At 66.0% G+C, this 22,655-nt stretch carries 14 protein-coding genes; 8 read left to right on the top strand and 6 right to left on the bottom strand.

Annotated features, from left to right (window positions below; translation table 11 throughout):
* Positions 1 to 6: 6 nt before the first annotated feature.
* Positions 7 to 2,019 carry a histidine kinase N-terminal 7TM domain-containing protein gene (locus DEQ92_RS16520; protein ID WP_115805828.1) on the top strand — a complete coding sequence of 671 codons (2,013 nt, stop codon included), beginning with the start codon at positions 7 to 9 and terminating at the stop codon, positions 2,017 to 2,019.
* Positions 2,020 to 2,056: 37 nt separating this feature from the next.
* On the opposite strand, the gene DEQ92_RS16515 is transcribed toward DEQ92_RS16520, so the two are convergent.
* Positions 2,057 to 3,220: a pyridoxal phosphate-dependent aminotransferase gene (locus DEQ92_RS16515; RefSeq protein WP_115821137.1), complete on the bottom strand. Its 1,164-nt coding sequence runs from the start codon at positions 3,218 to 3,220 to the stop codon at positions 2,057 to 2,059.
* Positions 3,221 to 3,364: 144 nt separating this feature from the next.
* Here DEQ92_RS16515 and acs (DEQ92_RS16510) point away from each other — a divergent pair, with 144 nt between their 5' ends.
* From acs (DEQ92_RS16510) to DEQ92_RS16480, 7 genes are all read left to right on the top strand, one after another.
* Positions 3,365 to 5,281, top strand: coding sequence for an acetate--CoA ligase (acs, locus tag DEQ92_RS16510; protein WP_004977982.1), 1,917 nt, complete (start codon positions 3,365 to 3,367; stop codon positions 5,279 to 5,281).
* Between the two features lie 143 nt (positions 5,282 to 5,424).
* On the top strand, positions 5,425 to 7,191 hold the full coding sequence (locus DEQ92_RS16505) for a bacterio-opsin activator domain-containing protein (protein ID WP_050460387.1): 1,767 nt from the start codon (positions 5,425 to 5,427) through the stop codon (positions 7,189 to 7,191).
* Between the two features lie 198 nt (positions 7,192 to 7,389).
* On the top strand, positions 7,390 to 9,384 hold the full coding sequence (gene acs / locus DEQ92_RS16500) for an acetate--CoA ligase (RefSeq protein ID WP_050460388.1): 1,995 nt from the start codon (positions 7,390 to 7,392) through the stop codon (positions 9,382 to 9,384).
* A gap of 54 nt (positions 9,385 to 9,438) precedes the next feature.
* Positions 9,439 to 9,876 carry a DUF4212 domain-containing protein gene (locus tag DEQ92_RS16495; protein WP_004977976.1) on the top strand — a complete coding sequence of 146 codons (438 nt, stop codon included), beginning with the start codon at positions 9,439 to 9,441 and terminating at the stop codon, positions 9,874 to 9,876.
* Entirely contained in the window at positions 9,873 to 11,522 is a 1,650-nt protein-coding gene (locus DEQ92_RS16490; protein ID WP_004977974.1) for a VC_2705 family sodium/solute symporter, read from the top strand. The genes DEQ92_RS16495 and DEQ92_RS16490 overlap by 4 nt, the downstream gene beginning before the upstream one ends.
* 3 nt (positions 11,523 to 11,525) lie before the next feature.
* Complete coding sequence (locus DEQ92_RS16485) at positions 11,526 to 12,008, top strand: universal stress protein (protein WP_004977972.1); 483 nt, start codon at positions 11,526 to 11,528, stop codon at positions 12,006 to 12,008.
* A gap of 68 nt (positions 12,009 to 12,076) precedes the next feature.
* A complete protein-coding gene (locus tag DEQ92_RS16480) occupies positions 12,077 to 12,292 on the top strand; it encodes a hypothetical protein (RefSeq protein WP_004977969.1) in 216 nt (71 codons plus the stop codon).
* Positions 12,293 to 12,396: 104 nt separating this feature from the next.
* Here the strand turns inward: DEQ92_RS16480 and DEQ92_RS16475 are convergent, their stop codons facing one another.
* The 5 genes from DEQ92_RS16475 to DEQ92_RS16455 form a co-directional block, all read right to left on the bottom strand.
* Positions 12,397 to 16,554 (bottom strand): PKD domain-containing protein, encoded by a 4,158-nt coding sequence (locus DEQ92_RS16475; RefSeq protein WP_115821136.1) that lies wholly within the window; start codon positions 16,552 to 16,554, stop codon positions 12,397 to 12,399.
* A 452-nt stretch (positions 16,555 to 17,006) separates the two neighbouring features.
* Positions 17,007 to 18,677, bottom strand: a complete 1,671-nt coding sequence (locus tag DEQ92_RS16470) for an MFS transporter (RefSeq protein WP_115821135.1) — start codon at positions 18,675 to 18,677, stop codon at positions 17,007 to 17,009.
* A gap of 77 nt (positions 18,678 to 18,754) precedes the next feature.
* Positions 18,755 to 19,594: an ion transporter gene (locus tag DEQ92_RS16465; RefSeq protein ID WP_115805829.1), complete on the bottom strand. Its 840-nt coding sequence runs from the start codon at positions 19,592 to 19,594 to the stop codon at positions 18,755 to 18,757.
* 72 nt (positions 19,595 to 19,666) lie between these two features.
* Positions 19,667 to 20,995, bottom strand: coding sequence for a metallophosphoesterase (locus DEQ92_RS16460; RefSeq protein ID WP_004977965.1), 1,329 nt, complete (start codon positions 20,993 to 20,995; stop codon positions 19,667 to 19,669).
* A 69-nt stretch (positions 20,996 to 21,064) separates the two neighbouring features.
* Positions 21,065 to 22,435: a TIGR00341 family protein gene (locus DEQ92_RS16455; protein WP_115805793.1), complete on the bottom strand. Its 1,371-nt coding sequence runs from the start codon at positions 22,433 to 22,435 to the stop codon at positions 21,065 to 21,067.
* Between the last annotated feature and the right edge of the window lie 220 nt (positions 22,436 to 22,655).

The following is a 22,655-nucleotide window of genomic DNA, read 5'->3' as shown; positions in this document are numbered from 1 at the left end:
CCGTACGTGGGTGCGCTTCTCCTCGCGACCGCGATTTCCGCCGGGGTCGCGAGCTACGGCTGGCAGTACCGCGACGAACCGACCGGACGGTGGTTCATCGCCCTCGCTTTGAGCGCCAGCGGCTGGGCGCTGGTCGAGGCGTTTTACCTCCTCGCCGACTCGGCGTCCGCCCGCCTCCTGTGGTACGTTCTCATCTTGATACCCGCGGAGGCGGCGGTCTTTTTCACCCTGCTTTTCGCCCTCGAAATCGCGGGCTACGAGCGGTTGGTCTCTCGCCGCACCGCCGCGCTGTTCGCCGTGTGGCCCACGTTGACCGTCGTGGGGGCGGTAACGAACGCGCTCGGACTCCACACGCTGCTGTGGGAGTCGCTGTCGTTTTCGACCACCGGTGGAATCACGACGGCCGATGTCGTCTACGGACCGTTGTTCTGGGTGGATATTGTCTACAGCTACGTCGCGGTCGGGGCCGCGCTCGTCGTCCTCGGCATCCACTGCCTGCGGAGCCGACAGATATACCGAAAGCAAGCGCTCCTTCTGTTCGTCGCGGTTCTCGTTCCCCCCATCGTCGGCGCGGTGTATCTCTGGACGCCGTTTTCGCCCGCGAACCCCATCGCCATCTCGTTCGCCGCCACGTCGTCGCTGCTCGCCATCGGGCTCTCGCGGTACCGAATCCTCGACATCAGCCCCATCGCGCGGGACCTCGTCATCGAGCGGATGGCAGACCCCGTCATCGTCGTCGACCGAAAGGACCGGCTGGCCGACACCAACCCGTCGGCGAGGGCGCTTTTCGACGTGGAGCCCTCGTCGCTGGGGACGCCCGTCGCCGACGTGTTCGACGCGGAGGTCGCCGAGGCCCTCGAAACCGACGGGGAGCTCCGGGTCGTCGACGACAACGGCGAGGCGCGCTACTTCGAGGTCGACAGGTCGGCCGTGACCGACGGCCGTGACGCGGTTCGCGGCCACCTGCACATCCTCCACGACATCACCGAGCGCCGCGTCCGCGAGCGGTGGTTCCGCGCGCTCACGGAGAACGCCTCCGACCTCATCTTCGTCCTCGACGCCGACGGCTCGGTCAGCTACCTGAGCGACTCGGCCGCGCAGACGCTCGGCGCCGACGCGGACCCGAGCGAGGTTCGGTCGCTGGCGCGGTTCCTCCACCCCGACGACGAGGACGCCGCCGTCGAGACGTTCCGGGAGGCGCTGGCGCGCCCCGACGAGGACGCCACCGCCGAACTCCGGTTCCGTAGTTCGACCCGCGGGTGGCGCGTCTTCAGCGTCCGGTGTCGGAACCTTCTGGACGACCCCGTCGTCGGCGGCGTCGTCGTCAACGCCCACGACGTGTCCGACCGGCGCAAGCACGAACAGCAGCTCGAAACGTTCGCGAACGTCGTCTCGCACGACCTGCGCAACCCGCTGAACGTGGCGGAGGGCTACCTCGAACTGGTGAAGGGGGCGGAGCGCCCCGACCCGGACCACGTCGAGCGAATCGAGGCGGCCCACGACCGCATGGGCGAGATTATCACCGACGTGCTCGCGCTCGCCCGCGGCGGCACGGTCGACGAGCGCGAGACGGTCTCGCTCGACGCCGTGGCGACCGAGGCGTGGGCGAACGTCGACACCAAATCGGCCGCGCTCGAGGTGGCCGAAAGCGCGTCGTTCATGGCGGACCGGACTCGGCTCCTCCAACTGTTCGAGAACCTGTTTCGGAACTCCGTCGAGCACGCCGGCGACGGCGTGACCGTCACCGTCGGCGCGACTCGGGACGGCTTCTACGTCGAAGACGACGGGCCCGGTGTCCCGTCGGAAGACCGCCCGAAGCTCTTTGAATCCGGCTTCACGACCGCGGCCGACGGCACCGGCTTCGGCCTCGCGATCGTCCGCACCATCGCCGACGCCCACGACTGGTCGGTCGGCTACGAGGACGCCGCGGACGCCGGCGCTCGGTTCGTGATTCGGGGCGTCGAACGCGCCGAGGACCCGGTTCAGGCGTCGAGCTCGGCGTCGTCCGACGACGCCTAACCGCCGCCTGCGGACCGCCGAGCCGGGACGACCGGACCTACCAGAAGCGGTTCTCGTCGAGCCGTCGCAGCGCCTCCTCGATGGTCGCCTCGTTGCGGGAGAAGGTAAACCGGACCCAGTCCGCGGACCCCTCGGTGTAGAAACTGCTCCCGGGGACGACCGCGACGCCGGCCTCGCGGACGAGTCGGTGCGCGAACTCGGCGTCGTCGGCGTCGCCCGGATAGCGCGTCAGCATGTAGTACGCGCCGTCCGGTTTCACGGGGTCGAGGCCCACATCCCGGAGCCCGTCGTACAGCAGTTCGCCGCGGCGTTCGTACGAGTCCGAGAGGTCGTCGTAGTAGTCCGCCGGGAGCGACAGCGCCTCCACCCCCGCCCGCTGGAACGGCGTCGGCGCGCAGATGCTCGTGTAGTCGTGGACCTTCCGGAGTTCGGCCGACAGCGCCTCGGGCGCGAGCGCGAACCCGACGCGCCAGCCCGTCACGGAGTACGTCTTCGACAGCCCCGTGCAGACGACGGTCCGGCCCGCGAGTCCGTCGATTTCGACCGGACTGACGTAGTCGTCGGCGTAGACGATGTGCTCGTATATCTCGTCGGTGACGACGACGAGGTCCTCCGCCTCGGCGACCTCCGCGACGAGTTCGAGTTCGGCGGGCGAAAAGACGTTCCCCGTCGGGTTGTGGGGGTGGTTGAGAATCAGCATGGACGCGTCCTCGGCGGCGTCCCACAGCGCGTCGGCGTCGAGTTCGAGGCCGTCGGTGATGTCGAGCGGCATCGGCTCTCCCCCGGCGAACTGGACGGCCGGGATGTAGCTCTCGTAGGTCGGCTCGAAGTAGATGACGCCGTCGCCGGGGTCGCAGAGCGCGAGGAGCGTCGAGACCACCGCCTCGCTCGTCCCGGTGGTGACGGTGACCTCTGTTTCGGGGTCGTAGCGGACGCCCTTCCACTCGGCGTAGCGCTCCGAGACCGCCTCGCGGAGTTCCGGGAGCCCCCACGTGATGGTGTACTGGCTCGACGTGTCGATTGCCTCCTTGGCGGCCTCCTTCACGCTCGCCGGCGTCTCGTCCTCGTCGGGAATGCCCTGCGAGAGGTTGATGGCGTCGTGCTCGTGCGCCTCGCGGGTCATCTCCCGGATGACGGACTCGCGGGTTCCCGCGACGCGCTCGCTCCCGATGGGTCGGGAGAACGCGGTCGGATGTGGCATACGTGGGCTGGGACTGGCTGACACAAGAAGCTTGGCGGACGCCATCGGGAGCCCGAGTCGCACACCCCGACGAACGTTTTAATGCGATGAGGCCGACGTACCTCCTGTATGTCGAACCGTCGTGGGCCGGACTTCGAAACGAGGATGGCCGAAGACGAGGAGATACCGCCTCCGGCGTCGTTCGTCGAACAGGCCACCGTTACCGACGACTCCGTCTACGGCGAGTTCGAGGAGAACTGGCCCGACTGCTGGGGGAGAGCGGCGGCGACGCTCGACTGGTTCGACCCCTACGAGTCGGTCCTTCCGGCCGACGAACCCCCGTTCGAGTGGTTCGCCGGGGGGACGTTGAACGCCTGCTACAACTGCCTCGACCGGCACGTCGAAGCCGGGGCCAAGAACCGCGTCGCCATCAAGTGGGAGAGCCACCTCGGCGAGACGCGAACGTACACGTATCAGGACCTCTACCGCGAGGTCAACGAGTTCGCGGCGGCGCTCCGCGCGCAAGGCGTCGAGGAGGACGACGTGGTCACGCTCTACATGCCGATGATTCCCGAACTGCCCATCGCCATGCTCGCGTGCGCCCGTATCGGCGCGCCCCACAACGTCGTCTTCGCGGGACTGTCGGCGGACGCGTTGGCGACGCGACTGGAGAGCGCGGACTCGGCGTTCCTCGTCACCTGCGACGGCTACTACCGGAGAGGGAGCGCCATCTTCCTGAAGAGCAAGGCCGACGACGCCCGTCTCAAGGCCGCCCACGACCTCGAAGAGATGGTCGTCGTCGAGCACCTCGGCGAGACCGCACACCTCGGAGCGGGACAGCACACCTACGACGAACTGGTCGACGCCCACGCCGGCGCGGAGGTCGACCCGGTCGAGCGGACGGCCGACGACGTGCTGTTTCTCATCCACACGTCGGGGACCACGGGCGAACCGAAACGAGTCGAACACGTCACCGGCGGCTACCTCGCCCACGTCGCGTGGACGTCGCAGGCGGTGTTGGACCTCAAGCCGGAGGACACCTATCTCTGTACGGCGAACATCGGCTGGATTAGCGGCCACTCGTACGTCGTCTACGGCCCGCTGGCGCTCGGAACGACGACGGTCATGTACGAGGGAACGCCGAACTACCCGGAGAAGGACCGCATCTGGGACCTCATCGAGGAGAACGCCGTCGACGTGTTCTACACGGCCCCGACGGCGATTCGGTCGTTCATGAAGTGGGACACGTCGCTCCCGGCGTCGCGGGACCTGTCGAGTTTACGCCTGCTCGGCACAGTCGGCGAGCCAATCAACCCGCGGGCGTGGAAGTGGTACTACGAGCACATCGGCAACGAGAACTGCCCCATCGTCGATACGTGGTGGCAGACCGAGACCGGCGGCATGATGATAACGACCCTCCCGGGCGTCAAGAACATGAAGCCCGGCACCGCCGGGCCGCCGCTGCCGGGCGTCGGCGCTCGGGTCGTCGACGGCCGCGGCGAGGAAGTCCCTGCGAACGAGGCGGGGTATCTCGTTCTCACTCGCCCGTGGCCCGGCATGCCGCTCGCGCTGCGACACGGCCAGCGGTGGGGCGAGGAGGCGGCGAAGCTCGACGTGGGCGGCTGGCACTACTTCACCGGCGACGGCGCGAAAGTGGACGAAGACGGCTACGTCACCGTGCTCGGGCGCGTGGACGACGTCATCAACGTCTCGGGGCACCGCCTCGGGACGATGGAAATCGAGTCGGCCATCGTCGACGTCGAGGGCGTCGTCGAGGCCGCGGTCGTCAGCGTCGACGACGCCGACACGGGCGGTATCCACGCGTACGTCACGCTGGAGACGGGCGTCTCCGGGAGCGACGACCTCCGCGAGCGAATCGGCTCGCACGTCCGCGAGCGCATCGGTCCGATTGCCACTCCGGACGCCGTCGTCTTCACGCCCGACCTCCCGAAGACGCGGTCCGGGAAGATCATGCGTCGGTTTCTCGAGAATATCACCAACGGCGAGGAGTTCGGCGACACGTCCGCGCTTCAGAACCCGGAAATCGTCGGCGAACTCGAATCCATCGTCCGAGACAGCTGACGACGTTTCGGATAATACTCTCTCTACGAAATCTTGTTTCTACCCTGATGAGCGGTGTTCTTCCCCGCTCGCTGGCTTCTCTGTGTCTCCGTTCTCCTTTTACCGGAAGATTTAGTTCGCTCTTCGATATTATTCCGAAACGAATGCCGGGCGGAGACTCCGAGCCGACGCCGTTGTCCGCGGGTGGGTACGAGCAACTGCGACGGTCGACCGAGACGTACCGCGAGGACCTCGTGCTTCGACTCGGCGCGGAAGTCGGGCTCACGCCGGCCGAGATGAGTCAGTTCGAACCCGCACACGTGACCCAGCGGCGACACCGGGGAACGGAGCTCCACTTCCTCGCCGTTCCGACCGACGGCCGGGAGGCGTACCTACCGAACGAGGTCGAACACGACGTTCGCAAGTACGTCACGACGACGGACATCGACGAGACTGAACGGGTACTTCCGGTCACGCCGCGGCGTCTGCAGATGCTCGTGGCGTCGGTCGGAACGCGGGCCGCCGAACGAACCGGCCGCGAGGGGTTGGCGGACGTTTCGACCCGCGACCTGCGTCGGCACTTCGCCCGAACGATGCTCGGTGACGGCGTCCCGCCGAGCGTCGTCATGCGAATCGGCGGCTGGGACCGCATCGAGAGTCTCGCGCCGCTCCTCGACGAACCGAGCGAAGACGAGGTGCTCGATGCGCTCTCGCCGGACGCCGTCGACAGCGGCGGGCGTCCCGCGGGCGGCGATGCCGACCGAGTGCGTCAGGTCGTCGAGACCGCCCGAAGCGTCGGGTCGGCACTCTCGGGGGTGAACACGCGAGGCGAGGTCGAACAGGCCGTCTGTGACGGACTCGCCGATTCGAGCCACTACCGTTTCGCTTGGATAGCGTCGGACGAAACCGATGCGCGAGCGGAACTCACCGTCGCCGGACTCGACGAGGAATCGCTCGAAGCGGTTCGTCGCTCGCTCGGCGGTCGAGACGCGGACTTCGCTCGACGCGCGTGCGATACCGGTGCCGTGCAGACCGTGCGTATCGACCTGCCGCCGAACTCCGAGAGCGGCCACCTCGCTGTCGTTCCGCTGGTACACGGCGAAACCGCCTACGGCGCGCTCTACGTCGCGCTAGCTGAGGAAGCGGCCTCCGACGCCGAGACGGACGTACTGGTGACGCTGGGCCGCCACGTCGGACAGGCTATCGCCGCCGCGGAGCGTCGGAAGCTACTCCTCGCCGACACGGTCGTTCAACTGGAGTTCGAATCATCGGACGAACAGGACGTGCTCGTCGGACTCTCCGCGGACCTCGGTTGTTCGGTTCGACTCCGCGGCGTCGTTCCTATCGAGGAGCGGTCGCTGCTGTGCTTTCTCACCGTTCGGGGGGCGACGACGGACGCGGTGTTCGACGAGTTGCAAGCCACGGACGCCGTCGAACACATCCGCCTGATCCGCGACCGGGGAACGGAGTCGCTCCTCGAAGTCGCGCTCTCCGCGGGGTCGACGATTACGACGCTCACGTCCTACGACGGAACCGTCTCGCGGTTCGTCGCGGAGGACGGCGTGGCCCGTTTCGTCGGCGAATTTTCGAACGAAGCGCCGCTCCGAGACGTGATGTCCGACCTGACCGACGCGTATCCCGCCACCGAACTCGTCGCGAAACAGGAGGTCGAACGGCCCACGCGAAACACCGCCGACTTTCGGGAGTCGCTCGTGGCGCGACTCACTGACAAGCAACAGTCCGTCCTGCGAGCGGCCTATCTCGCCGGGTACTTCGAGTGGCCCCGCGGTAGTACCGCCGAAGACCTCGCCGATTCGATAGACATCTCGTCGCCGACGCTCCACCAGCACCTCCGAACCGCACAGCAGAAACTCATGACCGCGTTCTTCGACGATGACAGCGACGAACACGCTTCGACCCTAAACCCTTAGGCGTGCGACCGGTTAGCACACGAACGTTCATTATTGACTGAAATTTTATCAATACATCTCGATAGTTGTTTATATCTTCTGTATCCCTCCCTGGAGCCTATCGAACCGAGTTTAGACTGCTATTCATAATAGTGATGTTAATTTTCGATAATTAGTTACCCTACTTATGCCCCTTGTGGTGGCTCGTTAACACGACATATGGCACAGGGTGACACCGAACTGGAGGCACGGCTGGAAGAACAAGACGAGTTCGAACCCTCCGAGGAGTTCGTCGCGCAAGCGAACGTCTCGGACTCCGACATCTACGACGAGTTCGAGGAGAACTGGCCCGAGTGCTGGGAGCGGGCCGCCGACTTGCTCGATTGGGACGAAGAGTACGACGAGGTGCTGGACGACTCGAACCCGCCGTTCTACGAGTGGTTCACCGGCGGCGAACTGAACGCCTGTTACAACTGCGTCGACCGGCACGTCGAAAACGGGGACAAGAACCGGGTCGCCATCAAGTGGGAGGGCGAACACGGCGAGACGCGAACGTACACGTATCAGGACCTCTACCGCGAGGTGAACGAGTTCGCGGCGGCGCTGCGCGACCTCGGCGTCGAGGAAGACGACGTGGTCACGCTCTACATGCCGATGGTTCCCGAACTGCCCATCGCCATGCTGGCCTGCGCCCGCATCGGCGCGCCCCACAACGTCGTCTTCGCCGGTTTCTCCGCCGAGGCGCTGGCGACGCGGATGAACGCCGCTGACTCCCGGTTCCTCGTCACTTGCGACGGCTACTACCGCCGCGGCGACCCGCTCGACCACCTCGACAAAACCAACGAGGGACTCGACAGTGTCGACCACGGTGTGGACGCCACGGTCGTCGTCGACCGCCTCGGCGACGACGGCTTCGGCCACGACCTGAAGGGCAACCAGCACGACTGGGACGACCTCCTCGACGAACAGGGCGGCGAGCGCGTCGAGCCCGTCGAACGCGACGCCGAGGACATGCTGTTCCTGATGTACACCTCGGGGACCACCGGCCAGCCGAAGGGTGTCAAACACACCACCGGCGGGTATCTCTCCTACGCGACGTGGACCTCCCACGCCGTCCTCGACATCGAGCAGGAGGACACGTACTGGTGTTCGGCGGACATCGGCTGGATTACGGGTCACTCCTACATCGTCTACGGGCCGCTCGCGCTCGGTTCGACGACGGTGATGTACGAGGGGACGCCCGATTTCCCCAACCGCGACCGGATGTGGGACATCGTCGAGAAGTACGCCGTCGACATCTTCTACACCGCGCCGACGGCGATTCGCGCGTTCATGAAGTGGGGCAGCAAGTACCCGGCATCGCGGGACCTGTCGAGTCTCCGCTTGCTCGGCACGGTCGGCGAACCTATCAACCCGCGGGCGTGGAAGTGGTACTACGAGCACATCGGCAACGAAAACTGCCCGGTCGTGGACACGTGGTGGCAGACCGAGACCGGCGGCATGATGATAACGACTCTCCCGGGCGTCAAGAACATGAAACCCGGGTCGGCCGGGCCGCCGCTGCCGGGCATCGACGCCCAAATCGTCGACACCAACGGCGACGAAGTGAAACCCGGCCGAGCGGGCTATCTCACGGTGAACAAGCCGTGGCCGGGGATGCTTCGGACGCTCTACAACAACGACGAGCGCTACATCTCCGAATACTGGGAGGAGTACTCCGACACCGACAGCGACGACCCCGACGACTGGGTCTACTTCCCGGAGGACGGCGCGAAAGTGGACGAAGACGACTATATCACCGTACTTGGCCGCGTGGACGACGTTATCAACGTCTCGGGGCACCGCCTCGGGACGATGGAAATCGAGTCGGCCATCGTCGGCGTCGAGGGCGTCGCCGAGGCGGCGGTCGTCGGCGGCAACCACGAGGTGAAAGGCGAGGCGGTCTACGCCTACGTCATCACCGAAGACGGGTACGAGGAGGGAGACGACCTCCGCGCGCGCATCATCGAGGGCGTCGAGGACGCCATCGGGCCCATCGCCAGACCCGAACAGGTCGTGTTCACGCCGGAACTGCCGAAGACGCGCTCGGGCAAAATCATGCGTCGCCTGCTCGAAGACGTGGCGAACGGCGCGGAACTGGGTAACACCTCGACGCTCCGGAACCCCGAAATCGTCGGGGAGATAGAAGCGAAGGTCCGCGCGCAGAGCGACTGAGCGGCCGCCTTCGGCCGCCCGTATCGAGTGTAACTACGAGACGACCAACAATCTATGTCACGCGAATCAACCGAGTCAGAAATTGACTCACACGCCGCGAACACCGACCGGAGCACAGCTCCCGACCACGACGAGGTAGACTACCTGTCGAGGGAGGTGAATCTGCTGAAACCGAGCACCCCGTTCATGCGAGACCACCTGAAAATAATCTGGGCCGGGTTCATCGCGTGGGCGCTTCTCACGTTCGGACCGCCGGTTCTCACCTACTTCGCACCGGCGACGATGACCGCACAGCTCCCGGTCATCGGCTTCCCGGCGCACTACTTCCTCGTCGCCGTGTTGTCGCCGACCAGTTCGCTCGTCCTCGCGTTCGTATACTCCCGCAAGCGCGACCAACTCGACAGGCGGTACGGCATCGACCACGCGGCTTCGAAGTCGCGCTCGAAGAGTGAGGGCGAGGCCGCCGTCACCGACGGGGGGAGCGTCGAATGACTGCGAGCGTGTTCCTCCAGTCGGGCGACCTGCTCCCCGAGGCGCTCAACATCTCGTTCAAACTCGTGCCGGCCATCATGGTCGTCGGGATGTTGGCCCTCTTTCTTGCCATCGGCTACGTGTTCAAGGTCGCCGACACGGAAGGGATGTGGGTCGCCGGTCGGTCGATTGGAAACGTCGAAAACGGCATGGCAATCGGCGCGAACTGGATGTCGGCGGCGTCGTACCTCGGGTTAGCGGGACTGGTCGCCCTCGCGGGCTTCTACGGGCTCGCGTTCATCATCGGCTGGACGGCCGGGTACTTCGTCCTCCTCATCTTCCTGGCCGCGCAGATGCGTCGGTTCGGGAAGTACACGGCGCCCGACTTCGTCGGCGACCGATTCAACTCCGATACGGCGCGGGCGATCGGCGCGCTAACGACCATTCTCATCGGGTTCGTCTACTCGGTCGGACAGGCCCGCGGGATGGGCCTCGTCGGACTGTACGTCTTCGGGACCGACTACGTCACGATGGTCATCATCATGATGGCGATTACGGTCGGCTACCTGACCATCTCCGGCATGATGGGCGCGACCAAGAACATGGCCGTCCAGTACGTCATCCTCATCGTGGCGTTCCTGACGGCCGTCTACGTCGTCGGGTTCACCGGCGGCTACTCGACCGTCCTCCCGCAAATCGAATACGGCCGACTCATCGGCGAGCTATCGGCCGAGTTCTCCGAACCGTTCGCCAACGCGGGGTTCTACCTCTGGATCGCCACGGCGTTCTCGCTCATCTTCGGGACCTGCGGGCTCCCGCACGTGCTGGTTCGGTTCTACACCGTCGAAAACGAAAAGACGGCGCGTCAGTCGACCGTCTGGGGGCTGTTTTTCATCCTGCTTTTGTACTGGAGCGCCCCGGCGCTGGCGACGTTCGGCGTCGACCTCTACGACGCCTCCCAGTACGGCCCGACGTTCGCGGCCAACGGCGGCATGAGCGGCGGTGAGGGCGACCTCATCGTGGTGCTCGCGGCGCAGCTTTCGAACCTGCCGACGTGGTTCGTCGGCCTCGTGGCGGCCGGCGGCATCGCCGCCGCCATCGCGACGACGGCGGGGCTGTTCATCACCGCCTCGTCCGCCGTCTCCCACGACATCTACACGAACATCATCAACCCCGACGCGACCCAGCGCCAGCAGGTGTTCGTCGGTCGCGCGACCATCGTCGCGCTCGGTATCATCGTGACGATAACCGCGTTCGACCCGCCCGCGCTCGTCGGCGAACTGGTCGCGCTCGCGTTCTCGCTCGCGGCCATCGTGCTGTTCCCGATGTTCTTCCTCGGCCTCTGGTGGGAGAACACCAACCGTCAGGGCGCGCTCGCCGGTATGAGCGTCGGCCTCGCGCTCTGGGTCGCCGCGGTGGTCAACGACCTCATCTTCCACTTCAGCGACGCCTTCGCCGAGTTCGTGCCGGCCATCGGCGCGGCGCTCGTCGGCACGCCGCTGGTGTTCGTCATCACCATCGCCGTCTCGATGGCGACGGACGAACCGCCGGAGCGAATCAAGAAGATGGTTCGGCAGTGTCACAGCCCCGAACCGATGGGTCAGCAACAGTCCGCAGAAGACGTGGTCATGAGCGCAGACGGAGGGCAGTCCCCCGCGGACGACTAACCAATGTACGAACACATCCTCATTCCGACTGACGGAAGCGACGCGGCGGAGTACGCCGTCGAACAGGCAGTCGACATCGCGTCGAAGTACGGGGCGACGGTTCACGCGCTGTACGTCGTCGACGTGGACGCCACCAGCTACTCGCTGGGGACGGAACAGGTCGACCGCATCCGACAGGGCCGCCTCGACGACATGCCCGAAGTGAAGGAGGCGGCCGACAAGGCGACGGGGTACGTCGCCGACGCCGCAACCGAGCACGGTCTGGCCGTCCGCGAACACGTCGTTGCGGGCGAACCGGCGCGAGCCATCAGGAAGTTCGTCGAGGACAACGACATCGACCTCGTCGTGATGGGCTCTCACGGCCGCTCCGGTCTCTCCCGTGTCGTCCTCGGGAGCGTGACCGAACGCGTCCTGCGGCGGACCCGACTTCCGGTGCTCGTCGTCGACGTCCACGAAAAGGAAGCGGAAACAGAAGCGGAAGCGTAAGCCATGTACAACACGACCCACGCGAGGACGACCACGCCACCCGCGGCTCCGGACGGGGTGACCCGCCGATGAGCCTCGCGGAGACGATTCGAACCCACGTGCGCGAACACCGCTCGGGGATGCTGACCGACCTGCTGTTCGCCCTGGCGTGGGTGACGGTCGTCTCGGTCCTGTTCGACGTGCTCGACGGACCGCAGTGGGCCTTCTACCTCTGTCTGGGTGCCGGCGTCGTCGCGTACTTCGGCTTTTTCGCCTCGGTCGAAGCCGTCCGCGAGCAGCGCTGACGACGGACTCGACCGGGACGGCTGTGGTTTTCTATACGTCCAATAGTACCAATTGTCTAACTGTTCTGTACACGACCCGCCGAAAAGAGTGGACCGCTCCGCGGCTACTCGTCGCGCTCCCGCCGCCGGTAGGCGACGCCCAGTCCGGCGGCCAACAGGACGGCGACGACGACGGTAATCGTCCACCCGGCGCTGTCGCCGTCTCCGGAACTGTCGTCAGCGTCGGGGTCCGCCCCGTCGACCGACGCCGCCGTCTGAGCCGCTTGCGGCGCTTCGACGGTGATGGTGCCGACGACCTGTTCGCCGACCGCGAGTTCGTACGTCCCGGGCTCGTCGAAGGCGTAGCTGAGCGTGGCCGTCCCGTTCTGGAACGCGCCGAGTTCGACGGTCTCGCCGGCGACGCGCTCGCCGTCGGCCAGTAAGTCGAGCGCGTGGACTCCGCCCGCGCCGCCGAGGTTCGACACGTCGACCGCGATTTCGACCGCTTGACCGACCGACACGCTCGTCTCGGTGACTTCGGCGGCGGTCGTCTCGAAGACGGGGACGGTCGAGCCGATGGTAAACAGCGACAGGCCCGGCGAGGTCGCCTCGAAGACGTAGTGCGTCTCGGACTCCTCGACGAGGCTTGCGTCGAGCTTGCGCCACTGCGTGTGCTCGTCGCGGTAGAGCGCGACCGACTCCGGGCTGATGCCCGTCGTCTCGAAGTAGCGCTTTCGCACGCTGAAGGTGAACGTCACGTCCTCGATGTCGTCGTCGTGTATCGAGTGGTTGACCACGACGTAGCCCGCCGACGTCGCGCCCGTCTCGCGCTGGAAGCGCTCGCCCGTGGCCTCGTCGTCGGCCGCCTCGTACGTCGTGACGTTCAGCGTGAAGTCCTCGCCGCTGTTCACGTTCATCGAGAGCTGTGCGACCGAGATGTTCTCCGGGGCGGGCGAGGCCGACCCGTCCGCCGCTTCGGCGGAGTCGTTGGTCGCGTCGGTCCCGGTCGTTCCGTTCTCGACCGCCCCGGTCTCGGTGTCGTTCGCGACCGGTTCCAGCGCGATGACGACGGCGCGGCTCGTGTCGACGTTTCTGACCGACACGTTCGACCGCTTACTCGTGCCTTCGCCCTTCGTGTCGACGACGACCTCTGAGTCACCGCCGGTCGCCTCGGAGGACTCCGATGTCGACGACGATGACGAGGACGAAGACGACGACGATGACGAGGACGAGGACGAGGACGACGATTCGGCCACGGTCACGGTCGCCGTGTCCGACCCGACGTTGCCGGCGGCGTCGGTCACGGTCAGCGTGACGGTGTAGGTCCCGGTCGAGTCGTAGCTGTGCGTCTCGGAGGCGTTCGTCGAGTTCGACCCGTCGCCGAAGTCCCACTCGTAGGCGTCGATTGCTCCGTTGTCGGCGGAGCCGCTGGCGTCGAACTCGACCGCGTCGCCCCGCGTGACCGACCTGTTATCGCCGGCGTCGGCGGCGGGTGCGGTCGTGTCGTTGACGGTGACGACCAGCGAATCGGAATCGGCGTTGTCGCCGCCGTCGGTCACAGTCAGCACCACGTCGTACGTTCCGGGGTCGGCGAACGTGTGGTTCGGAGTCGCCCCCGTCGCGTTCGCGGAGCCGTCGCCGAAGTCCCACTCGTAGGCGGCGATTGCCCCGTTATCCGTGGAGACCGAGCCGTCGAAACTGACGGCGGTATCCTCGTTGACCGTCTGGTTCGTTCCGACGGAGGCCGTCGGCGAGGTCGTGTCGTCGACCGTCACGGTGAGCGTGTCGAACGCGGTGTTCCCGACGGTGTCGGTCACGTTCAGGACGACGGTGTAGGTCCCGGGGTCGGCGAAGGCGTGGGTCGCGTTCTCGCCCGTGGCGTTCGCGGAGCCGTCGCCGAACTCCCACTCGTACGAGTCGATTGCCGAAGCGTCGACCGACCCGCTCGCGTTGAACTCGACGGCGGTGTCCTCGTCGACCGTTTGGTTCACCCCGGCGTCGGCGGCGGGTGCGGTCGTGTCGTTGACCGTCACGACGAGCGAGTCGGAATCGGCGTTGTCGCCGCCGTCGGTCACGGTCAGGCTGACGGTGTACGTTCCGGGGTCGGCGAACGCGTGGGTCACGTCCTCGCCCGTGACGTTCGCGGAGCCGTCGCCGAAGTCCCACTCGTAGGCGGCGATTGCTCCGTTGTCGGTGGAGGCCGAGCCGTCGAAACTGACGGCGGTGTCCTCGTCGACCGTCCGATTCACCCCGGCGTCGGCGGCGGGTGCGGTCGTGTCGTTGACGGTGACGACCCGCGAGTCGGTCTCCTCGTTCCCCGCGGCGTCGGCGGCGGTGAACGTCGCCGTGTACGTCCCGGGGTCGGCGAAGGTGTGGGTCGCGTTCTCGCCCGTCTCGTTCGCGGAGCCGTCGCCGAAGTCCCACGACGTGCTCGTGACGCCGACGGCGTCGGTCGCCGTCGCGTTGAAGTCGAGCGCGACGTCCTCGTCGACGGTCGCGTCCTCGCCCGCATCGACGGCGGGTGCGGCCGTATCGATTGTGACGCTGTCGGACTCGTTTCCGGCCCCGTCTTTCCCGTCGGCGTTCTCGGCGGTCCGGACCGTGACGGTGTACGTGCCGTCGGTTCCGGTCTCGTACGGCGACGCGAGCGCGTACGTGTACGGGCCGGTTCCCGACTCCGCGAAGTCGCCCTCGGTGAACGTCGTCGAACCCGGTCCCGACACAGAGACCGAGATGTTCACCAGCTCCTGCGACGAGTCGAACGACACCGAGAGGTTCTGTCCCGAGGGGTTCGTCGCGTTGACCGCCGAGACGGCCGGTGCCGGTTCCGCGAGCGCGTGGAACTGGCTGCCGCTGCCGTAGTAGAGGTAGCCGTTCCACGCGAGCGGCGTCGGGTAGAGGGTGTTCACCGGCGAGTCGTACCACCAGCGCTCGGTGCCGTCGGTCGCGTTGAACGCGTGGACGGTGTCGTTACCGAAATCCGAGATGTAGAGCACGTCGCCCGCGACGACCGGCGCGCCGCGGAAACTGCTCCCCGTCGCGTTCCAGAGTCTGCTGCCGTCGTCGGCGTCCAGCGCGACGAGCTCGCCGCCGCGGCTCCCGGCGTAGACGACGCCGTCGGCGTACACCTGACTCGAATCCACGTCCCCCGGCATCGAGTAGTTCCAGCGCTCGGTGCCGTCGGTCGCGTTTATCGCGTACACTCTCCCGGTTCCGCCGGTTTCGCCCGCCGTGCTATCGCTCCCGACGAACACCGTGTCGTTCGCGACGGTCGGACCCGACTGGCTTTCGTCGATGAGCGTGTAGTTCCAGAGTCGCGCCCCGGTGGTGGCGTTCAGCGCGGTCAGGTTGTCGTCGTCGCCCGACACGTAGACGACGCCGCCGACGACCGCGGGGTTCGACTCCACCAGCACCGGCTGGTACATCGTGTAGTACCAGAGTTCTTCGCCGGTGTCGGCGTCCACCGCGGTCAGGTTCCCGTCGTTGCTTCCGAAGTAGACGACGCCGTCGACGACCGCGGGGGCCGACCGGACGTTCGTCTGCGTCCCGTAGCTCCAGATTTCGGTGCCGTCGGTCGCGTTTATCGCGTGTAGCTTGTGGTTGTTGCTTCCGATGTAGAGGACGCCGTTGGCGTAGGCGGGCGTGGTCCACGTCGACCCGTCAAGGCCGCCGGGCGTCGCGTTCCACTTCTCTTCGCCCGTCTCGGGGTCTAACGCGTACAGACTGCCGCCGTTGTGGAAGGCGGTGTAGAGCGTGTCGCCCACGATGGTCGGTTGCATCACCTGCGGGGCTCCGTCCGAGATGTTCCACACTTCGACTGGTTCCGTGAGCGGCCCCTCTTGATTCGGGTAGTAGCCGTGGTTCCCCGGTCCGCCGTGGAATTTCGCGTTGGCCTCCTCGACGGTCACGGTCTGTGCGGCGAGTCCCCCGGCGGCGACGTCGTACGTGCCCGCCCCCCAGAGCGTCTTCGTGAACGTGACCTGTTCGGTCGCGCCCGCGTTGAGCGTCCCGGTTTGGTACGCCACGACGTCGCCGTCGACGGTGAGCGTCGCGTTGTACGACTGTTGTGTCCCGCCGGTGTTCTCGACGGTGACGTTCACGGTGACGGCGCTTCCCTCGTAGAGCGTCGTCGGCGTCACCGAGAGGTTCGTATACGAGATATCCGCGCCGTTCGCGACCGCCGATGCGCCGACCGGAACCCACGCGACGAGCGAAATCACCGTCACGAGCGTCAGAAGGAGCGTGTTGGCCTGCTGTCGCGTTATCCGTGGTCTCTGCGTCACCTGCTGTTCGCCTCCCTGTCCGCCGCAACCTTCCCTGTGGTTCCCTTCGATGTCATTTCCCTGCCGAATTCGGTTTCACCACCGATAATTAGGCGATTCAGACTGTCTGGATGAAGATATAATAATTTCGTATAAAAACGGAATATACGGTGTAAATCTTACAGCAGACGAGCAAGAGAAATTATGACTAATGTCTGTAGTAGACACTACTATCTGTGACGAAAATAGATTTTTCTCTGCTACTTCAATACAGTGTTTCTATCTTGCATTCCAGAAATACAAACTATTGTATAGTGGATGGTAATTTGGAAAACACGCACTACTGATGAAATTAAAATTATCAAATTGAAGATTTTAGCTAGCCGGATGTCCCATCGATGGCTCCCCGTCTGAAGTCGGGCCGTGCGGACGTCTATTCCGTTCAGTTCCTCGGGAGAACGGTGCCGCTGCGCTCACGGTCCGCTGTCGGTCTCACCGCCCGGGAGGAGCGTCGAAACGAGGAGCACGAGTAACACGAACAGCGCGAGGAGCAGCAGCGTCTCCCGCTGTGCCTGCACTATCGCGGCGTCGAACACGTCGGCCAGCAGTTCCCGCTGTGCCGGAGCGAGACCGTCGAGGACCGCCCGCTGGGTCTCTTTGGTCGCCGTCTCCGCGGCGTCTTCGAGCGCGATGACGAGCGCCCCTCGGTCGCTCGCCGACACGCCCGCGCCCGCGGCGGTCAACACCCCGTCGACGGCGCCGCCGTAAAACCCCCTGAGCAGGTACGTGCCGACGATAGCGGTCCCGAACGAGTAGCCGAGCATCATCGTCGCGTTCAGGAGGCCGGACGCCGCCGCCGAGTCCCGCTGGTCGACCGACGAGAGCGTCATGTCGATGAGCTGTGCCATGACGAACCCGAGGCCGAGTCCGACGAGCGCCATCGGCACCGCCAGTTGGGCGACCGTCGCGTCCAGCGCCGTCTGCGACACGAGCGCGAGCACGCCGAGTCCCATGAGGACGACGCCGCCCTGAATCAGCAGTTTCGGTGCGACGAACCGCCGCCAGTCGGTCGTGAAGATGGACGCGACGAACGTCGCGACGGAGAACGGAAGCATCGCCACCCCGGTCTCGAACGCGGTGTAGCCGGCCCCGGACTGGAGGAAGACCGGAACGACGAAGATGAATCCCGCGAGGACCAGCGACCGCGCGGCGTTCGTGGCGATGCCGGCCGTGAACGGGCCGTTCGACAGGAGGCGGACCGGGACGAGGGGCGACCCGCCCTCGCGCTCGACGCGGCGTTCGTACTGGACGAAGGCCGCGAACACGACGATTCCGAAGCCGACGAGCCAGACGGTCGGCGACGCGCCGAACAGGTCCAGTCGAACGTCGCCGACGGCGAACGGCCGGCGGGCCGATATCCAGCCGTACCGCCCGGCCAGCAGCACGCCGGCGACGAGAGCGGTCGTCCCCACTACCGAGAGGAGCGTCCCGCCGACGTCCAGTTTCGTCCGCGTCTCGCTCAGGGACTCCTCGGGGAGATACCGGACGAACGCGAGCGCGACGAGGACGATCAGTACCTCGACGCCGAACCCCCATCGCCAGCTGGCGAACGTCGTGACCGCGCCGCCCAAAAGCGGCCCGAACGCGGCCCCGGCCGCGTTCACCCCGGCGAGGATGCCGGGGGCTTTCGCCCGGTCCGCGCCCTCGTAGCTGACGAGGAGGACGGTGAACGTCAGCGGGAGCAACACGGCCGCGGCGGCCCCCTCGATGACCGACCAGCCGACGTACAGGACGACCACGTTCCAACTCAGCGCCGCCAGCGTCGTCCCGACGCCGTACACGAGTAGGGTCGCGGTCATCAGTCGGCGAATCCCGTACATCGACGACAGCTTGCCGCCGGGAAGAATCAGCGCCGCCATGACCATCGCGTAGAACGAAATCGCGCCCTGTACGACCGTGACGGTCGTGTCGAGGTCGGCGACGATGGACGGAATCGCGACGTTCATGAGCGTCGAATCGATGACGCCGATGAACATCGCGAGACTCACCGCCACCGCGGGGCCCCAGTACGCCAACCCTCCCGCCGAACCGGTCGCCGCCGCTCCTCCTCCTTCGAGAACGTGAGCGTTCGCGTCTGCGTCCATTGCCCTTCGATAGCACGCCTCACTCAATAAATCTCTCTGACAGACCGGAGCGGCGCTGGTCTCCCGGCCGGCTCGGTTCAGCCGTGAGACGATTCCGCGTCGAGCGACTCGCCACAGTACGGACACCACTCGAACCTCGGCCCCTCTCCCGGTCGTGTCCGTTCGCCCGGTTGCATCCGCTCTCCCGTTCGCTCTGCGAAAAATCCCGCGGCCAAGATGCTCGACGGGAGCGCGAAGAAGGCGACGCCGCCCAGCATGGTCACCGCCCCGAGCAGACGGCCCAGCGGCGTCACGGGAACCACGTCACCGTACCCGACCGTGGTGAGCGTCACGATGCCCCACCAGAGCGTCTCCGGAATCGACGAGAACGCCTCCGGTTGGACGTTCCCCTCGACGAAGTACATGAGCGTCGACGAGACGAGGACCAGCATTCCGGCCCCGCTGAACGCGACGCCGAGGTCGGAGCGCTGTGCGTCGATGACCCGCTTGAACCGCCCCCGCGAGCGCCTGAACCACGAGAGATTGAGGACGCGAGCCAGCCAGAAGACGCGGAACAGTCCCGACTCGAACAGCCGTATCTCGAAGAGGAGTCCGACCCAGAACGTTACGATGACGAAGCAGTCGACGACCGCGATGGGGTCGCGGACGAACGCGACCCGACTGTGCCGACCAGACTCGGGGGCGTCGGAGCCGGCGGCCCAGAGTCGAACGACGTACAAGACCGTGAACAGGGCGATGGAGACGACGAGCAGGCCGTCGAAGTAGACGCCGAACCGTACCGAAAGCGACTCGACGGTCGACAGAACGACGGCGACGACGTTCGCCGAAGCCAAGAGGAACACGAGTCGGCTGAACCGCTCGCCCCACCGGTTTTCCGATTCCGGGTCGACCACCGTCCACACTTGGTCTCTGGACATCTGTGCCATGCCACAGTTATGTTCGCCGAGCAATATGTCGTTACCTCTCACCCGACGGGTCGAGTCGAGCCGTCAGCGTCCGCTCGGGTCGGACTCGGCGTCCGCTTCGCTCGGCTCTCCCGTCGGTCGGACGACGGTCCGCGGCGGAATCGCGTCGTCCCGCTTCGGTGCGGGCGTGACGAGTCGCTGGAACCACGTCTCCTCGTCCGGCGCTTGCTTCGCGACGAGTTCGTAGTCGACGGCGACACCGCCGTCTTCCGTCGCGGACACGCGCACGTAGTTGAGTTGGTACCACGAGTAGAAGACCGGGGGGAGGACGCCGAACGCGGACTCGACGCGTCGCAGTCGCTTCAACCACGTCCCCGTGTTGACGACGACCCTGCCGTCGATTTCGGTGACCGCGGGTCGGTGTGTGTGCCCGTAGACGAACACGGCGACTGCCGGGTCCGACGCGAACAGCGCCCTCGCGCCCTCCAGATAGGTGTCCGCCGAGTCCCGTTCGTCCGGCTGGTCGATGCCGAACCGTCTGAGCGTCTTTCGGACGTCTCTGGCGAAGACGAAAAGCGGTATCGCGACGAGTATCAGCAGTAACGTGACGGCGAGGTTCGCGGTCAGCAGTACGTCGACCAGCAGCCCAACCGGGCCGAACAGCCCGAGGAACCGCTCGATGAGGTCCATCGGAAGCGACCAGAGCCCCGTCGCGTCGAGCGCGAACGCGAGCACGTAGAGGAACCCGACGTTGAACAGGAGGAGAAACGGGGCCGAGACGTACCTGAGCCACGGGCTCATCTCCCGATAGAAATAGTTGGACAGCATCCACGCCGGAATCTGCGTCATCGGCGTCACCGCCTGAATGTCCTTGAGCCAGTTGAACTTCCCGCGCTCGGAGAGCCTGCCGGCGCGACTCGTGAGCTGTCTGTTGACGAAGTACCCCGGCGGGTTCGCGTAGGGGTTTCCGAAGTCGGGAATCCGGTTGTTCGGGTCCCGTTGCATCCCGTGTTCGACGTAGAGGACGTGGTCGCCGACGTTTCGGGTGAGCGAGACCTCCTGTCGGAGCGTGACGTTGAACTCGGCCAGTCGGTCGACGTACTCGGGGTAGGCGGCGAGTTCGTAGTCGTGGTTGCCGGGAATGAGCGTGATGGGGATTCGGTCGCCGGTCGCTTCGAACTGCTCGAACAGCTCCGGGTAGCGGTCGACGAGCGCGTCGAACTTGTCGAGCCCGTCGACGTCGGTGAACTCCCACAGCCCGAACGCGTCGCCGTTGATGATTAGCTCGGCGTCCTCGTCGCTCGCTTCGAGCGTCCGGAGGAACGACAGCAGTTCGTCGAGGAAATCGACGCGCCCCAGCTGCTCGTCGCCGCCGATGTGGAGGTCGCTGATGAGGTAGTACGAGTCGGTCACGGTCGGCCCTCCGGACCGTTTCGGGCCGAGACCCTTCCGCGGCGGCTCACGCCGCGCGGTTCGCCTCGCTCACGCATGGCGGCCCCGCGTGGTGCGGTCGAACCGCGCGGTACGGTCGAACGCGGAGCCACTCACCGAGGCTCTCGTCGCCGTGTCGTCGGAGACCTGCGCCTCGACGAAGCCGACTCTGACGACCACGTCCCGGTCGAACTGTTCGGTCAGTCGGTCGTCGAACCGCTGTGCGAGGTCGGGCGGCGCTTGCAAGTCGCGCGGAATCCCGACCAGCACGTCGACTCGCGGCTGGTTCCCGAGAATCAGGTCGGCGGGCTCGTACTCCACCGTGACGCTGACGAGTTCGACGCCCTCGATGTCCGCCTCGTCGAACTGTCGCTGGAGTTCGACCTGCGTCTGTTGCTCGAACGAGGCGGTCTGGAACGACGCGTACGTCACGCCGGCGAGGACGAGCGAGAGGACTGCGATAGCCACCCCGATGACGGCGATTCGGGAGGCGATAGACGCCTTGACCCGCTCCCGTTGGTCGGTGTCGAACGGCTTGAACCCCGACAGGTAGAACAGAATCAGCGCCGAGAGGTTGATTGCGAGGAGGTTGATGACGACGAGCACCGCGCCCGCGACGGCGACTCCCGGGAGACCGAACGCCAGCCCCAAGCCGGACGTCGCCGCCGGCGGGACGAGCGCGACGGCGATGGCGACCCCGACGAGGGTCGAACCGGACCCACGCATGATGCTTATCGCCCCCGCGATTCCCGACCCCAACGCCAGAAAGAGCGACAGGACGTTCGGGCTGGTCCGCTCTGCGACCTGTGGAATCGCTTGAATGTCGATTCCCGGCGGGATGAGTATCGTCTCCTGGAGCACTACTCCGAACACCGCGGCCGTCGCGATGGCCGCCAAGAGGCCCAACACCTGCAGGACGACGCCGCGAGACGCCATCTGTCGGTCGGCCAGCACCGCCCCGACGGACGCGGAGACCGCCGGTCCCATGAGCGGCGCGACGACCATGGCCCCGATAATCGTCGCCGCGGAATCGAGCAGCAGGCCCGTCGCGGCGATGATCGTGCTGAGTATCAAGAAGCTGAAAAACGTCGAGTTCGCCGGCGCGAGGTCCTCCGCTCGGGCGTGAAGCTCCTCGCGGGAGATTCTGAGACCGGGAAAGCGCTCTTTCAGGGCCGAGATGCGCTGCGAAACGACCGTCTCGGTGGGGAGTACGATGGTGTAGGTGTCGTCTCGGACACCCGCGTTCGTCAACTCCTCCATCACCGTCTCGACGCCGCTGGGCGGGACCGGAAACTGCACCATCGCCTCGAAGTCGCCCCGTCCGACCTCTTCGAAGACGGCGTAGTCGATGCCTTGCTCGTCGAGCGACTCAAGGACGCTCTCTCGTCTCCCCCGTGGTATCAGCACCTGAACGAGTCGCATACGGGCTACAACGTCACGAGGGGACAAAAAATATGAGTGCTTTGATAGGATAGCTTACTCGATTGTCTCGCTCGACGCGTCGTCGACGGAGAGCGACTCTCCGATGGCGTCGATGAACGCCCGTTCGGCGGGACTGACTCGCCGGCCGCCCAGTCGGAGTAGCCCGCCTTCGACACCGGCGTCGGCGACTCGTTCGGCGCACCATCTGACGAACTGTCCG

Origin of the sequence: Haloferax sp. Atlit-6N (assembly GCF_003383195.1) — an archaeon.
In the GTDB taxonomy this organism is placed as follows: domain Archaea; phylum Halobacteriota; class Halobacteria; order Halobacteriales; family Haloferacaceae; genus Haloferax; species Haloferax gibbonsii.
The sequence above is the reverse complement of the archived record's forward strand: the minus strand, read 5'-3'. Positions and strand labels throughout refer to the sequence as shown.